Here is a 14824-nt window from a genome sequence, read left to right on the forward strand (position 1 = left end):
TTCTACTGAGTTGCTCAGACGGTAAGCGTCATCGTCAAGGCGTCGAACCTTTCGCCATTTGTCCCGCGATAATAACTGGTTCGCCGGCCCGCGACTGAGAAGCCGTGATCGCGGTACAATTGGACCGCCGGATTGCCGTCGCGCACCTCGAGGTGGAGATGGTGGGCACCGGCGGCCTTCTGATCGGCGATGAAGCGCTGGACTAGCGCGCTTCCGATCCGGCTTCGGCCGTGGTCTGGGCGGACCGCGATCAGCAGCAGTTCGGCCTCGTCGAGCGTGCGCCTGGCGAGGCTGAAGCCGACGGCATCGCCGTCCCTGCGGGCGACCATCAAGGTGACGCCGGCCATCGGCAGGATCCCGGCACATTGCGCCCGCGTCCAAGCTTCGCCGAAGCTGGAATCAAACGCGCTGCCCATCACCGCCATGACCTCGTCCAGGTCACCACCGCCCCCTCGGTCGATGAGGAGCAAGTGGGGAGCGACGCTGCTCATGCCGCCTTCGGCTTGGCGTCGGGAGCGCGGGCGTAGACGGGCCGGGCGGAGAGGGTGCGGAGGGACGCCGGCAACCGGAGGGCGTTCGCAGCCGAGGGCAGGGCCTCCACTGCCTCGCCATGGCCACGCGCGGCGACCAGTGCGGCCGCGCCCGACCCGGCGACCAGCGGCGCATCGATCGCCGCCGCCGCCGCCGCAGGCGAAAGGCTGACGATCGGGGCCACGGGGCGGAGCGGGTCGCGGTCGAATTGCTGGACGAACAATTCGCCATGCCCGCCAGTCAGCGCGACGGCGACCGGACCGTCACCAGGTAGGCCGGCGGCGATCAGGGCGAGTGTCGACATGCCGGCGAGCGGCGCGTCCCAGCCGATCGAGAGCCCGTGCGCGGCGGCGATCCCGACCCGCAGCCCGGTGAAGCTGCCAGGGCCGCAACCGACCAGGATGGAGTCGGCCCGGCGCCCGTCGAGCAGCCGGTCGAGCAGCGGCATCAACCGTTCGGCATGGCCGCGCGACATCACCTCATCGGCCTGCGCCAGCAGCGTTCCGTCCGCATCGAACAGGGCGGCGGTGCAGGCGGGTGTAGCGGTGTCGAGGGCGAGCAGCATCGGTGGGATAGGGCCATGAAAGAGCGGCAAGAGCAAGAGTTGGCGGTTTTCGGCCTATGCGGATGCGCCGAACTGCCTCCTCGATGCTGTCGTCAGGGAATGAGCAGGACGGATCCGGTGGTTTCGCGCGCTTCGAGCGCTCGGTGAGCTTTGGCCGCCTGATCCAGCGGATAGCGCGCGCCGATGGTCATCGCGATCTTGCCGCCCCGGATCATCTCCCACAGCCGATCGACGCCGGCGCGGCGCTCCTCGGCTTCGGCATAATAGTCGAAAAGGGTCGGCCGGGTGACCCGCAGGCTGCCCTTCTGCGCCAGCACGCCGAGCGCGACGCCGGTCACCGGTCCCGAGGCATTGCCATAGCTGGCGATCAGCCCGCGCCGGGCGGCCGAACCCAGGCTCGCCTGCCAGGTGTCGGCACCGACCCCGTCGAACACGACCTCGCAGCCCTTGCCGCCGGTCAGGGTGCGGACCCGTTCGGCGACGGGCTCGTGATCGTAGCGGATGATGTCGTCGGCCCCGGCCTCGCTCGCCAGCGCGGCCTTGGCCTCGGTCGAGACCGTGCCGATCACCCGTGCGCCGATCGCTTTCAGCCATTGCACCAAGATCAGGCCGACCCCGCCGGCGGCGGCATGGACCAGCACGTCCATCCCGGCCTTCACCTCGCCGCAGCGCTCGACCAGGAATTCGGCGGTGCAGCCCTTGAGCAGCGCGGCGGCGGCAAGCTCCGACTGGACGTCGTCGGGCACCGGCAAGAGGTGCTTCGCCCCGACGATCCGGGCGGTGGAATAAGCGCCGCGCTCGGGCCCGAAGGTCGTGACCCGGTCGCCTGCCTTCAGCGCGACGTCCGGCCCGACCGCCAGCACCCGCCCGGCCGCCTCCATCCCCAGCGCACTCGGCAGCGGGGCGGGGTAGAGGCCGGTGCGGTGGTAGGTGTCGATGAAGTTGATGCCGACCGCCTCGTTGGCCATCACCACCTCGCCGGGACCGGGCGGGGGAAGCTCGGCTTCCACCCACTCGATGACCTCGGGACCTCCCGTGCGGCGGATGATGGCCTGCAGCGCTTTCACGGCGATCAGTGCTTGTGCGCCGAGGCGGCGGGGCGGTTGCCGGGCATCGGCGAACTGCTGGTCTCCCACCAATAAGCCTGGCGCCGGCGATTGCCGGTCACCTCCTCGTTCAAGGTCAGCGCATTGTAGAGCCGTCCGCCCTGCATCACCTTGGCGACCTTGTCGGTGTTGCGGATATTGTCGAGCGGGTTGGCGTCGAGCACCACCAGATCGGCAAGCTTTCCGACCTCGAGCGAGCCGATGTCGCGGTCGAGCCCGAGAGTCCGCGCCGGGTTCACCGTCGCGGCCTGTAATGCCTGCAGCGGGGTCCAGCCGCCCTTGACGAAGCTCCACATTTCCCAGTGTGCGCCGATGCCGTCCTGCTGACCGTGAGCGCCGATGCTCACCGAGATGCCGCGGTCGGCGAGCTTGCGGGCCTCGCGCGCCGCCCAGGTGTCGGCATAATCCTCTTCGGGCGCGATCTCACGCCGGGCGTTGGCAGCAGCCAGCGTTCCCGGCGGGATGTGCGCGCGCAGCAGCGGGTGATCGTAGACGTTGGTGTGCGAGCGCCAATAGGGATCGCCGCCCGGGCCGCCGTAGGACACCACCAGGGTGGGAGTGTAGTTGGTCCGGGTCTGTGACCACAACTGCAGCACGTCGTTGTAGAAGATGCTGCCGGGCACGTTGTGCTCGACCGTCGCATTGCCGTCCTGGATCAGGCTCATGTCCATGTTGAATAGCGAGCCGCCTTCGGGGACCACCAGCATGTTCTCGGCCTGGGCGGCGGCGACCACCATCTGCCGCTGTTCGCGCCGCGGCTGATTGTAGTTCTTCACGCTCCACGCGCCCTGCGCCTTCAACCGGCGGACATGGGCGAGGGCGTCGTCGAACTTGCCGATTTCGGCGAACGCGCCGGCGGCCCGCGCGCCATAGATGATCTCCCCGGTCGAGAAGATGCGCGGGGCGAGGATCTTGCCTGCGCGCTGCATCTCGGCCGCGGCGAACACCTCCGCCGCGCTGTTCGACGGATCGTGGATGGTGGTGGTGCCGAGCGCCAGATTGGCCATCGCCGACCAATTCTGCTGGGGCACGAAGCCCTCGCCGTCGCCCTGTGGCCCGTGGGCATGGGCGTCGATGAAGCCCGGGACGACCGTCTTGCCGGCGAGGTCGACGCTCGGCGTTCCGGCCGGCACAGCCACTTCCCCGCGCCGTCCGATCGCCGCGATACGATCGCCGCGGACCAGGATCACGCCATCCTCGATGACCCCGCCGTCGGCCCCGCGCATGGTGACGATGCGGGCGCCGGTCAGCGCGACGCTGCCGGTCGGCTTGGCCGCGCGCGCCGGCTGCGACAGGTTCACCCCGGCGGTCGGGTACTTATACTCACCGGCATAGCTGCCGTTGGCGTCGGCGGTGTAGAGCACCGGTCCGATGCTCCAGTGTGCGCGGGTCCCGCCGTTGGAGAAATGCATGAAGTCGGCGCCGCCCTGGCTGAGGCGGACGGCGGGCAGTGCGCCCTTGTCGGTCGAGGCGGTGACGTCCTGCGACCCGGGCAGCAGCGGCATCAGATAGGCTTCGTAATTCTGCCGGAACAGCACCGAGCGGCCGTCCTGTGAGACCTGGAAGTCGCTGGCGAGATCGCCCGAGGCATGCACCCGCCGCGCTTCGCCCGACAGGTCGGTGCTGACCAGTTGCAGCTTGTCGTCGCCGCGCATGGTCATGAACAGGCGGTCGCCCGCCGCGCCATATTGCGGGTTGGACGCGCCGCGCTCGACCAGCTTCGGCTTGCCGCCGCTTGCCGGCACCACATAGACGCCGCCGTCGCGGCCCCAGCGATCGGCAGTCAGCCCGCCGCCCGATCCGGCGGCGAAGGCGATCGTCCGGCCATCGGGCGAAAAGCGCGGGGTGATGTAATGGCCGGGGTCGGCGGTTACCGCCCGCGGCGTGCCACCTGCAGCGCCGACGGTCATGATCTTGCCGAGGCCAGCATCGGTCCAGCTGACGAAGGCGAGGGTTCGGCCGTCGCGCGACCAGGTCGGGAAGGCTTCGAAGATGCTGTCGTCGCTGCGGGTCAGCCGCCGCGCGGCACCGCCGCCGTTGGGCTTCACCCACAGTTTGCCGAGCGATTCATAGACGATCTGGCGGCCGTCGGGCGACATTTGCGCCCAGCGCACCATCCTCGTCCCGAAGCTGTCGGGCGCGACCTCGACCTTTGGGTGGAGGCTTTCGGCGACCACCCGGTCGTCGCTGATCCGGAAGGGAATGTCGCGTGCGCTGCCGTCGGTGACCGAAACGCGGCGCAACTTGCCGCCGCTCCACAGCACGACTTCGCGGCTGTCGGCGGTCCAGTCCATGTTAGGATAGACGCCGGTTACGGCCCAGGTCTCCTGCATGTCCTGGTCGGGCAGGTCGAGGAGCTTGCGCTCATTGCCGCTGGCGAGGTCGCGCACGAACAGCTTCGACTTGGCCCGCTCGCGCCGAACGAAGGCGAGATACTTGCCGTCGGGGGAGGGATTCGGGCGAACTGCGCCGCCATTGCCGCCGGTCACCCGCAGCGTTTCGCCGGTGTCGAGTTCGTAGCTTTCGATCGCGAACAGGGCGCCGTTGGAATCCTGTGCATATTGGAAGGTGCCGCCCGGCGTCACGTTCCGGGTGAAGTAGATGTGCTTGCCGTCGGGCGCGAAGGTCGGCTCGCCCAGCTCCTTCTGCCACTTGTCGTTGACGCGCTTGACCAGCTGCACGCCGCTTCCGCCGTCGACATGGTACAGCCACACCTCGCCGGTGCCGAGCGAGCGGGTGGTGGTGAAATGCTTCTTGGCGACGATGTAGCGGCCGTCCGGGCTCCAGCTCGGCTGGTTTAGGAGGCGGAAGTCCTCCTTGGTCAGCTGTTTCTTGCCTGACCCGTCGGCATTCATGATCCAGATGTTGTCGCCGCCCGCTCGGTCCGAGACGAAGGCGAGGCGGCTGCCGTCGGGCGACCAGCGCGGCTGCTGCTCGTAGGACAAGCCCTCGGCGATCCGGGTCGGCGTGCCGCCGCCGATCGGCATGACATAGATGTCGCCCAGCATGTCGAACGCGATCCGACTGCCGTCGGGCGAGACGTCGACGTTGAGCCAGGTGCCCTCGTCGGCGTCGAGCTTGATCTTGCGCAGCGTCATGCCGCGCGGTGCTTCGACGTTCCACTTGGCCGCGGCGGCGTTCTTGTCGCCCGTTTCGCGCGGCGAGGCGACCGGCGGGGAGTGCTGGCTCGCGGCCTCGCTCGGCGAGGCCTGCTGCGGAGGCGGCGGCGGCGGCGGGGCAGCCTCCTGCGCGGCGGCAAGGGCGCTGCTCGCCAGAAGGGCGCAGGTGAGCGAAAGCTTGGCGATCATGAAGGCAGCCTCGTGCTGAAGATGTGATCTGGCCGCAGGCAGGGAGCCCGCCGACGAGAGGGCACGATGGCGCAGCGGGCGCGCTCGCGCAACCGCTCGCGGTAGCGGCTTGCCGACAGGGCTGGCCGTTGGTCGAGGTTGTTCAAACGGGGAACAGCTTGGCCGCTCCGTTGTTCGTCAGAGGCAGCCCTCAGCGGCCCGCTTATCCGTTTCGTCTCTTCTCGAGGTTTGCCGCTTTGTCCCCTGAGCTTCTCCGCGCGTCCGTTTCGCCAGCTGCCCCCACTGAAGCGGCGCCGCTCCCCCGGCCGGTCGAGGGACCGGACAGCGAATATGGCTTGCTCAAGGAAGTGCTGCTGGCGTCCCCGCGCAACCTTAGCATCGTGCCTTGCAACCGGGTCAGCGAGGACGCGCTGGAGAAGGGGCAAAGCTCGTGCAGCGTGACCGCCAGCCGGCAGCATCGCGACCTGGTCGAGACGCTGATGGCGGCGGGTGTCAGGGTTCGGACGGTTCAGCCGGTGGCTGACCTGCCCGACCTTGCCTTCACGCGCGACACCAGCCTGATGACCCCGTGGGGCCTGATCGGGCTGCGGCCCGGCCTTGCCCACCGCCGCGGCGAGGTCGAGGTCGTGCTCGACACTGCGCGGGGGGCCGGCGTGCCGGTCCTTGGGCGGGTCGAGCGCGGATCGGTCGAGGGCGGCGACGTCTGCCTGCTGCGGTCGGGCCACCTGGTCATCGGAGTATCCGAGAAGCGCACCACCACCGAGGGTGCGCGCGCACTCGGCAGCTTCTTCGAGCGCGAGGGGTGGAAGGTCACGTTGGTGCCGATCGATCCCGACCTGCTGCACCTCGACACCCATTTCTGCCTGGCTGACCGCGACGTCGCGCTGGCCTGTGTAGAGAAACTCGACCCAGCCTTCGTGGCGATGATCCGAGATCTCGGGATCGACATCGTGCCGGTGCGTGCCGACGAGATCGCCAGCCTTGGCTGCAATGTCCTGTCGCTCGGGCGCCGGCGGATCATCTCGACCGGCTCGGCCCCGCGGGTCGATCAGGCGGTTCGCGAGCTCGGATTCGAGGTGCTGACCGTGCCGCTGGGCGAATTCACCCAGTGCGGGGGCGGGGTCCATTGCCTGACCATGCCGCTTCGCCGCCAATCGGCAGCGCTCTGAGGTCGGGCCAGAGCCTCAAGTCCTCAGGCGTGTCGCAATCGGCGAGGGTCGGCAGGAGCACGGGAATGATGCCGTGCTGCTTGAGCCGGTCCACCGTGATGCCGAACACCTGGTCGGTGCTCCACGGCATGTCCTCGAACAGATATGGTGCAGGGCCGGTCAGGCCGAGCGCCCAATAGCCGCCGTCCTCGGCGGGACCGATCACCGTCCGGCCGGCGTTCAGGTGGCAGGCGGCTTCGATCAGGTGCGCGGCAGTGAGGTCGGGCAGGTCGGAGCCTACGAACAGCACCGGCGTGGGCGAGGAGGCAGCCTCGAGGCGCGCGCCGAGATCGCCTTCGCCCTGATCGACGAAGCGGATGTCTTCGCCCAGCCACTCGGCGAAAGACGCGAGCGGCGCACCGGTGACGTGCATCTCGATCCGCAGCCCTGACTCCTGAGCAGCCGCCAGCGTTCGTTTGGTCAGCCGCCGGTGCAGCGCCGCTGCACCCTCGGCGCCGAGCGCCGGGATCAGCCGGGTCTTGGCCTTGCCGGGCTCCGGATAGCGGGTGAAAATGACCAGCCTGACCTCGTTCATGCCGCCGCTGCTAAGGCAAGCGCGACGATCGGGCGAATGAAACTTGGTCCCGAACCTGTCATGGAGTGACCGTGACCTTTCCCTGGCAGCTCGAACCCTGGATCCGCCTCGGCGCCTTCGCCGGCGTGCTGGCGCTGCTCGCGCTGGGCGAATTGCTGGCGCCGCGGCGGCGGCAGGAGGTCGGGCGGGCGACTCGCTGGCCCGCCAACCTCGGTCTCGTCGCGCTCGACACTCTGCTCGTGCGGCTGCTCTTCCCGGTCGCGGCGGTCGGTGCCGCAATCTTCGCGGAGGAGCGGGCGTGGGGGCTGTTCAACCTGCTAGCGCTGCCCGCCTGGTTCGAGATCGCGCTGGCGGTGATCATCCTCGACCTGCTGATCTACGGCCAGCACGTGCTGTTCCACGCCGTGCCGCCACTGTGGCGCGTGCACCGGGTGCATCACGCCGACCTGGAGTTCGATGCGACCACCGGGCTGCGCTTTCATCCGATCGAGATATTGCTGTCGATGGCAATCAAGATCGCCGCCGTGGTCCTGCTTGGGGCGGCGGCGCTGGCGGTGCTGATCTTCGAGGTGTTGCTCAACGCCACTGCGATGTGGAGCCATTCCAATCTGCGTCTGCCGACGAGGGTCGACCGAGTGCTCCGGCACCTGTTCGTCACGCCCGACATGCACCGGGTGCACCATTCGATCGTGCCGCGTGAGACCCACAGCAACTTCGGCTTCAACCTGGCGCTGTGGGACAAATTGTTCGGCACCTATCGACACCAGCCCGAAGCCGGGCACGAAGGCATGACCATCGGCATCCCGCAATTCCGGGACCGCGGCGAGCTCAAGCTCGGACGCCTGTTGCTGCAGCCATTTCGAACGGAGGGAAGATGACCGAACAGGGCAACAGAGGCCGCTGGGCAAGGCGGCTGTCGGTGGCGGCGCTGGCCCTCAGCCTCGGTGGGGTGGCGGTCGCCGCCATCGCCGCGGTGGGAACGGGGACGGGGCTGTGGAGCTTCAGCTCCGGACTGGGCGCGCTGCGCTATGCCCTGCCAGCGGCGGTGGTGGGCGGTGTCCTGGCGATCGTCGCGTGGATCGTCGGCCGGCGGCAGGGGGTGCGGACTGGGTGGCTCAATGCTTTGGCGCTGGTGACGGCGCTGCTGTTCGCAGGCTATCTCGGCAACATGATTGTCACCGCCCGTACGATGCCTGCCATCCACGATGTCGCAACCGACCTCGACGACCTGCCGCAGTTCAGCCGTCTGACGGTGCGCGCCGACAATCTCGCGAAAATCCCCGACCAGGGCCGGGCCGAGCTCAAGGCGATGGCGCCCGAGGAGCGGTGGAAGGCGCTGCACCGGCAGGCGTATGGCGACTTGCGGCCGCTGCGCCTGGCCGCGGCGCCGGGCGCGGTGCTGCAACGGGCCGAGGCGCTGGCGCGGGAGCGGGGCTGGGCGGTCGCCGCGGTCGACCCCGCCGCCGGCACGCTGGAAGCGACCGCGACGACCCTGTTCTTCCGCTTCAAGGACGATGTCGTGGTTCGGGTCCGCCCCGATCCCGCGCGGCCGGGCGGGTCGGTCGTCGACATGCGCTCGATCAGCCGGGTCGGGGTCAGCGACATCGGGGTCAATGCGAAACGCGTCCGGCGCTTCCTCGCCGACCTTGCGGAGACCGCCAAGTGAGCGAGTGGACGATCGGGATCATCGGCGGGTCGGGCATCTATGCCATCGACGCGCTCGAAGGGGCCGAGTGGATCGACGTCGAGACCCCGTGGGGCCCGCCCTCCGATCAACTCCTCACCGGCCGCATCGGCGAGGTCCGGTTCGTCTTCCTGCCCCGTCACGGCCGCGGCCACCGCATTCCGCCCGGCGACGTCAACGCCCGCGCCAACATCCACGCGCTCAAGGCCGCGGGCTGCACTGACGTCGTCGCCATCTCGGCGGTGGGATCGCTGCGTGAAGAGCTGCCGCCCGGTCACTTCGTGGTCGTCGACCAGTTCATCGACCGCACCGTCGCGCGGCCCGCCAGCTTCTTCGGTCCGGGCCTCGTTGCCCACGTCTCGCTCGCCGACCCGACCTGTGAGCGCCTGTCGGGACTGTGCGCCGCGGCGGCGACGGCAGCCGGGGCCAGCGTCACTCGGGGCGGCACCTACCTCGCGATGGAAGGGCCGCAATTCTCCTCGCGCGCCGAAAGCCAGCTCTACCGGCAATGGGGCTGCGACGTGATCGGGATGACCGCCATGCCCGAGGCCCGTCTCGCCCGCGAAGCCGAGTTGCCCTACGCGCTGGTCGGCATGGTCACCGACTATGACTGCTGGCGCGGCGCTGGCGAGAAGGTCGAGGTGGCGGCGGTGATCGCGCAGCTGATGGCCAATGCTGACACCGGCCGCCGTCTGGTGGTCGAGCTGGCCCGCTCGCTGCCGCCAGAGCGAACGCCCTCACCGGTCGACACCGTCCTCGACGCGGCGCTGATCACCGCGCCCGACGCGCGCGACCCGGCCTTGGTCGAGAAACTCGACCTGATCCTCGCCCGGACGCTCGGCCGTCAGGCGTAGAGGCGGGCGATGCGCGCCGGGCTGACGCCGAGGCCGTAGAGCGCCAGGCAGGCGAGGTTGCGGGCCGAGCGACGCCACCAGCCATCGCGCCGCCAGCGCTCAGCCGAAGTCACCGCCTCGACATCTAAAACTCGCATTCGGCTGCGCCCGATGCGCCGGACGAGGTCGACGTCCTCCATCAGCGGCAGTGCTCGGAAGCCGCCGAGCCGGTCGTACAGCCGGCGCGAGACGAGCAGCCCCTGGTCGCCATAGGGCAATCCAAGCAGCCGCACGCGCAGCCTCACGCCGGCTTCGATCACCCGTGCCTGCCAGCTCTCGTCGTCGAGCCGGAAGGTGAAGCAAGTGGCCTCGCTCGGGTTCGCGGCGATGTGCTGCCCGACAGCTTCCAGCCAGCTCTCCTCCAACAACGTATCGGCATGAAGGAACAGCAGCCACGCGCCCTTCGCCGCCGCAGCCCCCTGACGCATCTGCTCGCCGCGACCTCGAGGTGCTTCGATCACCGTCGCGCCGAGCGCAGCGGCAAGCGCAGGGGTGCCGTCGCTCGACCCGCCATCGACCACGATCACGTCGTCGGCGCCCCGCAATCGCGCCAGGCAAGCGCCGAGGCTCGCGCCCGCATCGAGCGCCGGGATCACTACCGACAGCAGCGGCTGGCTCAGGCCGAACAGCTCGCCCCGCCCAGCACGCAAAAGCGCGCGCAATGCGGGTGGTTGAGGCGCACAGGACGGCTCGCCTCGGCCAGCGTGTCGCCCATGGTGAACTGGGGGTCGTAGGGGATGAGCGTGCAGGCGGCGACCACCGGCCGGGCTCCGCCCTTGCGCTTCACCACCATCCGGCTCGACGCGCACATGATGCTGTCGGGCGACTTGCCGAGGATGTCCCAGCAGGCGGTGGTGATCTCGGGCACGTCGGCGGTCGCGTCCATCTCGGGAAAGACCACCAGCCCGGCGTCGACCTTCAGGCCTGCCTGCTCGAACAGCGCGGCATAGCCGTCGCGGGCCTGCGCTTCGTCCTCTCCGGGAAGCTGGCGACCGGCGATCGCCAGGCGGAAGCCTTGGTCGCTCAGCCAACGCGCCCCGGCAATCGCCTTGTCCCAAGTCCCCGGGCCGCGTTCGGCCTCGTGGATCGGCTGGCTGTAATGGTCCAGGCTGACCCGCATCGTCAGCCGCTCGCCATGAGCCTGCTGCAAATCGAGCAGGTCCGCTTCGAACCGCTGCATCGGGCGCATCGCATTGGTCAGCATCAATACCTCGAACCCCCGCTCCAGCGCCGCACCGAGCATCGCAATCATGTCCGGGTTCATGAACGGCTCGCCGCCGGTGAAGCCAATCTCGCGCGTGCCCAGCGCCAGTGCTTCGTCGAGATAGGCCTCGGCCTCGGCCAGGCTGATGTAGACCAGCGCGTCGTTGCGCGGCGAGCTCTCGATATAGCAGGTCCGGCAGGCGAGATTGCACAGTGTGCCGGTGTTGATCCACAAGGTGGCCAATCCGGTCATCGCCACCTCGGCACGCGCCTCGCCCCTAGCGGTCACAAGCGGATCGCGGAACTTGGCCGGATCGAGCGGCCGGACGTGCGACACCGCAAAGGGGCTAAGGTCGTTCACCCCGCAGAGCCTACTTGCCGACCCACACTTCCGCCAGCCGCGCATCCCGCCCGCAGTTGGTGCGGTAGAACTTATAGCGGATCGGGTTCTTCTTGTAATAATCCTGGTGATAGTCCTCGGCCGGCGTGAAGGTGCTGGCCGGGAGGATCAATGTCGCCACCGGTTTCTTCAGCTGCTGGGCGGTGCGGGCCTTTGCCGCTTCCGCGATGCGCTTCTCACGGGCATCGGCGACGAAGAAGGCCGAGCGATACTGATAGCCCCGGTCGCAGAAGCTGCCGCCGCTATCCAGCGGATCGATCGTCCGCATGAACCGCAGGACAAGCTGCGCATAGCTCGTCTTGGTCGGGTCATAGGTCACCCGCACCGCCTCGATATGCCCGGTATTGCCTGCCGATACCTGCTCATAGGTCGGGTTGGCGAGCTTGCCGCCGGTGTAGCCCGAGACGGTCGAGATCACCCCTGGCATCTTGTCGAAGTCGGATTCGGTACACCAGAAGCAGCCGCCCGCGAACACCGCGGTCGCGCGCTGGTTGCCCGTCGCGGGCGCCGCGGGGGAGGGCTCGCTCCCGCACGCGGTCAGCAGCGCGGCCAGCCCGAAGGCGGCGGCGAGGCGGCGGTCAGGCCGCACGGAAGGTCATCGCCGCGCCGTTCATGCAATAGCGCTTGCCGGTCGGCGGCGGGCCGTCGTCGAACACATGGCCAAGGTGCCCGCCGCAGCGGCGGCAGTGCACTTCGGTCCGCTTGAACGGGCCGAAGCCGTCGGGCCGTGTTCCGATCGAATTGGCGATCGGCGCGAAGAAGCTCGGCCAGCCAGTGCCGCTTTCGAACTTGGTCTCCGAGCGATAGACCGGCAGCGCGCAGCCGGCGCAGGCGTAGATCCCGCGGCGCTTTTCGGCGTTGAGCGGGCTCGACCTCGGCCGCTCGGTGCTCTGCTCGCGAAGCACCGCAAAGCGTTGGGGCGGAAGGATCCGGCGCCACTCGTCCTTGGTCTTGGTGATCTCAAAGCTTTCCTTCGCCTCGCTCGACCCGCAGCCGATCAGCATGCCGCCAAGTGCGGTCAGTGACCCTCCAAGGAAGCCGCGCTTCGTCATGTTCGTGTCCATATGCCTTTTGCCTTGCTTGACCTGCCCCCACTTACGCTGCCCACACTGGGATCATACGGATGTGGCGCGGGCCTGGATGCCCTACCGCAAAGATGGGAAGCAGCAGCGCATATGCCAACCGACATGAACAGGTCATCGCCAGCCGCGGCGAAGGGTAAGCGCGGGTGAGCCGCTCCGCTGCCGGCAAGCTCGCGCTGTTCACCCTGCTTGCGGCCGCGATCGCGGCCTTCTTCCTGCTCGACCTCGGTGCCTACCTGACCCTCGACAGCCTGAAGGCGCAGCAGGCGGGGCTTGCCGCCTTGCTGGATCGCCAGCCGCTGCGGGTGATCGGCGGCTTCTTCCTGGTCTATGTCGCCGCCACCGCCCTCTCGCTGCCCGGCGCCGCGATCCTGACGCTGGCGGCCGGAGCGATCTTCGGCCTGTGGCTGGGAACGCTGATCGTCTCCTTCGCCTCGGCAATCGGGGCGAGCTTGGCCTTTCTCTCGTCGCGCTACCTGCTGCGCGACTGGGTCAAGCAACGGTTTGGCCGGCGCGTAGCGGCGATCGATCGCGGGGTGGAAGAGGACGGGGCCTTCTACCTGCTGACGCTGCGGCTAATCCCGGCCTTTCCCTTCTTCCTGATCAACCTCGCCATGGGGCTGACGGCGATGCGGCTGCCGGTCTTCTATCTCGTCAGCCAGATCGGGATGCTGCTGGGCACGCTGGTATTCGTCAACGCCGGAACCCAGCTCGCGGCCATCTCCAGCACGGCCGACATTCTGTCGCCCGCGCTGATCGGGTCGTTCGTCCTGCTCGGGCTATTCCCGCTGCTCGCCAAATGGGTGCTCGGCCTGGTCAAGCGCCGCCGCCTGTACCGCGGGTGGAAGCGGCCGCAGCACTTCGACCGCAACCTGATCGTCATCGGCGGCGGGGCAGGTGGGCTCGTCACCGCCTACATCGCCGCCACGGTCCGGGCAAAGGTAACCCTGGTCGAGGCCGGCGCGATGGGCGGCGACTGCCTCAACACCGGCTGCGTGCCTTCCAAAGCGCTGATCCGCAGCGCCCGCACCGCGCATGAGTTGCGCAACGCCGACCGCTTCGGGGTTAGGGGCGGCGATCCGGCTATCGACTTCCCCGCCGTGATGCGCCGCATCCGCGAGGTGATCACGGTCATCGAGCCCGCCGACAGCGTCGAGCGCTACACCGGCCTCGGGGTCGACGTGCGTCTCGGCTATGCCACGATCATCGACCCGTGGACGGTGGAGATCGCCGACCGGGAGGGCGGCACCACCCGACTGACGACCCGCTCGATCGTCATCGCCACGGGCGGTGAACCGCTCGTTCCCGACCTTCCCGGCCTGAAGGAAGCCGGGGTCCTGACCAGTGAGACGATGTGGGACGCGCTCGCCCGCCGCGACAGCGTGCCCCGGCGGATGGTGATCGTCGGCGGCGGCCCGATCGGCACCGAGATGGCGCAGGCCTTTGCGCGGCTCGGTAGCCAAGTGACGCTGGTCGAAGGGGGTGAGCGGATCCTTCCCAAGGACGACCTCGAAGCCTCGGCGCTGGTCCTCGCTACCCTGCGCGGGGACGGCGTCACGGTGCTGCTCGGCCACAAGGCGCTGCGCTGCGAGGGCAAGACCATCGTCGTCGAAGCCGAAGGCACCGAGTCCTCATTGCCGTTCGACGAGATCGTGATGGCGGTCGGCCGCCGCGCCCGGCTCAAGGGCTATGGGCTCGAAGCGCTCGGCATCGACACCGACCAGCCGCTGGAGTTGAATGACAGGCTCCAGACCATCCTGCCCAACATCTATGCCGCGGGCGACGTCGTCGGAGCGTACCAGTTCACCCACGTCGCCGCGCACCAGGCGTGGTTCGCCGCGGTCAACGCGCTGTTCGGCACCTTCAAGTCGTTCAAGGTCGACTATCGCGTCATCCCCTGGACCACCTTCACCGACCCCGAGGTGGCCCAGGTCGGCCATACGGAGGCGACCGCAGCCAAGGAGGGGATCGTCTACGAAGTGGTGCGATTCTCGTTGAGCCATCTTGACCGCGCAGTGGCGGAGGGCGCGCGCTCGGGCTTCGTCAAGCTGCTGGTGGCGAAGGGCAAGGACCGCATATTAGGCGTCACGATCGTCGCCTCGGGCGCGGGCGAGATGCTCGCCGAATATGTGCTGGCGATGAAGCACGGCATCGGCCTCAACAAGATCCTCGGCACCATCCACGCCTATCCGACCATGACCGAGGCGAACAAATATGCCGCCGGCGAATGGAAGAAAGAGCACAAGCCCGAGGGGCTGCTGCGCTGGGTCGAGCGCTTCCACGATTGGCGGCGCGCATTCTGGTAATGA

14 protein-coding genes are annotated in these 14824 nt (G+C 68.7%); 5 read left to right on the forward strand and 9 right to left on the reverse strand.

From position 1 onward, the window contains the following. Window positions 1-14: 14 nt before the first annotated feature. The 4 genes from M1K48_RS00735 to M1K48_RS00750 all read right to left on the reverse strand — a co-directional run bounded on the left by M1K48_RS00735 (window position 15) and on the right by M1K48_RS00750 (window position 5510). A complete protein-coding gene (locus M1K48_RS00735) occupies window positions 15-491 on the reverse strand; it encodes a GNAT family N-acetyltransferase (RefSeq protein ID WP_249503986.1) in 477 nt (158 codons plus the stop codon). Continuing rightward, the gene (tsaB, locus tag M1K48_RS00740) at window positions 488-1096 is read right to left on the reverse strand and encodes a tRNA (adenosine(37)-N6)-threonylcarbamoyltransferase complex dimerization subunit type 1 TsaB (protein WP_249503987.1); all 609 of its coding nucleotides are present in this window, start codon (window positions 1094-1096) and stop codon (window positions 488-490) included. The genes M1K48_RS00735 and tsaB overlap by 4 nt, the downstream gene beginning before the upstream one ends. Window positions 1097-1188: 92 nt before the next feature. Then, on the reverse strand, window positions 1189-2163 hold the full coding sequence (locus M1K48_RS00745; RefSeq protein WP_249503988.1) for a quinone oxidoreductase family protein: 975 nt from the start codon (window positions 2161-2163) through the stop codon (window positions 1189-1191). Window positions 2164-2168: 5 nt separating this feature from the next. Continuing rightward, window positions 2169-5510: an amidohydrolase family protein gene (locus M1K48_RS00750; RefSeq protein ID WP_249503989.1), complete on the reverse strand. Its 3342-nt coding sequence runs from the start codon at window positions 5508-5510 to the stop codon at window positions 2169-2171. A 236-nt stretch (window positions 5511-5746) separates the two neighbouring features. Here M1K48_RS00750 and M1K48_RS00755 point away from each other — a divergent pair, with 236 nt between their 5' ends. Continuing rightward, window positions 5747-6679, forward strand: coding sequence for a dimethylarginine dimethylaminohydrolase family protein (locus M1K48_RS00755; RefSeq protein ID WP_249503990.1), 933 nt, complete (start codon window positions 5747-5749; stop codon window positions 6677-6679). On the opposite strand, the gene M1K48_RS00760 is transcribed toward M1K48_RS00755, so the two are convergent. Further along, entirely contained in the window at window positions 6612-7253 is a 642-nt protein-coding gene (locus M1K48_RS00760; protein ID WP_249503991.1) for a TIGR04282 family arsenosugar biosynthesis glycosyltransferase, read from the reverse strand. The two genes, M1K48_RS00755 and M1K48_RS00760, sit on opposite strands and share 68 nt — an antisense overlap. Window positions 7254-7324: 71 nt before the next feature. Here M1K48_RS00760 and M1K48_RS00765 point away from each other — a divergent pair, with 71 nt between their 5' ends. Genes M1K48_RS00765 through mtnP form a run of 3 tightly spaced genes read left to right on the forward strand, consistent with a single transcriptional unit; the run spans window position 7325 to window position 9791 of the window. Further along, complete coding sequence (locus M1K48_RS00765; protein WP_249503992.1) at window positions 7325-8131, forward strand: sterol desaturase family protein; 807 nt, start codon at window positions 7325-7327, stop codon at window positions 8129-8131. Further along, complete coding sequence (locus tag M1K48_RS00770) at window positions 8128-8919, forward strand: DUF1499 domain-containing protein (RefSeq protein ID WP_249503993.1); 792 nt, start codon at window positions 8128-8130, stop codon at window positions 8917-8919. The genes M1K48_RS00765 and M1K48_RS00770 overlap by 4 nt, the downstream gene beginning before the upstream one ends. Continuing rightward, on the forward strand, window positions 8916-9791 hold the full coding sequence (gene mtnP / locus M1K48_RS00775) for an S-methyl-5'-thioadenosine phosphorylase (RefSeq protein WP_249503994.1): 876 nt from the start codon (window positions 8916-8918) through the stop codon (window positions 9789-9791). The genes M1K48_RS00770 and mtnP overlap by 4 nt, the downstream gene beginning before the upstream one ends. On the opposite strand, the gene M1K48_RS00780 is transcribed toward mtnP, so the two are convergent. The 4 genes from M1K48_RS00780 to msrB are packed head-to-tail and all read right to left on the reverse strand — an operon-like array spanning window position 9782 to window position 12485. After that, window positions 9782-10492 carry a TIGR04283 family arsenosugar biosynthesis glycosyltransferase gene (locus tag M1K48_RS00780; protein ID WP_249503995.1) on the reverse strand — a complete coding sequence of 237 codons (711 nt, stop codon included), beginning with the start codon at window positions 10490-10492 and terminating at the stop codon, window positions 9782-9784. The genes mtnP and M1K48_RS00780 overlap by 10 nt on opposite strands. Continuing rightward, on the reverse strand, window positions 10447-11394 hold the full coding sequence (locus M1K48_RS00785; RefSeq protein ID WP_249503996.1) for a radical SAM protein: 948 nt from the start codon (window positions 11392-11394) through the stop codon (window positions 10447-10449). Before M1K48_RS00785 ends, M1K48_RS00780 begins: the two co-directional genes overlap by 46 nt. Before the next feature lie 10 nt (window positions 11395-11404). Continuing rightward, window positions 11405-12022: a peptide-methionine (S)-S-oxide reductase MsrA gene (gene msrA / locus M1K48_RS00790; RefSeq protein ID WP_249503997.1), complete on the reverse strand. Its 618-nt coding sequence runs from the start codon at window positions 12020-12022 to the stop codon at window positions 11405-11407. Beyond that, on the reverse strand, window positions 12012-12485 hold the full coding sequence (msrB, locus tag M1K48_RS00795; protein WP_249503998.1) for a peptide-methionine (R)-S-oxide reductase MsrB: 474 nt from the start codon (window positions 12483-12485) through the stop codon (window positions 12012-12014). Before msrB ends, msrA begins: the two co-directional genes overlap by 11 nt. Before the next feature lie 176 nt (window positions 12486-12661). On the opposite strand from msrB, the gene M1K48_RS00800 reads away from it, so the two are divergent. Beyond that, window positions 12662-14821 carry an FAD-dependent oxidoreductase gene (locus M1K48_RS00800; RefSeq protein ID WP_249503999.1) on the forward strand — a complete coding sequence of 720 codons (2160 nt, stop codon included), beginning with the start codon at window positions 12662-12664 and terminating at the stop codon, window positions 14819-14821. Window positions 14822-14824 lie beyond the last annotated feature (3 nt).

Origin of the sequence: Sphingomonas glaciei (assembly GCF_023380025.1) — a bacterium.
In the GTDB taxonomy this organism is placed as follows: domain Bacteria; phylum Pseudomonadota; class Alphaproteobacteria; order Sphingomonadales; family Sphingomonadaceae; genus Sphingomicrobium; species Sphingomicrobium glaciei.

Coding starts and splice junctions, on each gene's coding strand:
- M1K48_RS00735 (WP_249503986.1), bottom strand. CDS start 491: ATGAGCAGCGTCGCTCCCCACTTGCTCCTCATCGACCGAGGGGGCGGT.
- tsaB (WP_249503987.1), bottom strand. CDS start 1,096: ATGCTGCTCGCCCTCGACACCGCTACACCCGCCTGCACCGCCGCCCTG.
- M1K48_RS00750 (WP_249503989.1), bottom strand. CDS start 5,510: ATGATCGCCAAGCTTTCGCTCACCTGCGCCCTTCTGGCGAGCAGCGCC.
- M1K48_RS00760 (WP_249503991.1), bottom strand. CDS start 7,253: ATGAACGAGGTCAGGCTGGTCATTTTCACCCGCTATCCGGAGCCCGGC.
- M1K48_RS00770 (WP_249503993.1), top strand. CDS start 8,128: ATGACCGAACAGGGCAACAGAGGCCGCTGGGCAAGGCGGCTGTCGGTG.
- msrB (WP_249503998.1), bottom strand. CDS start 12,485: ATGACGAAGCGCGGCTTCCTTGGAGGGTCACTGACCGCACTTGGCGGC.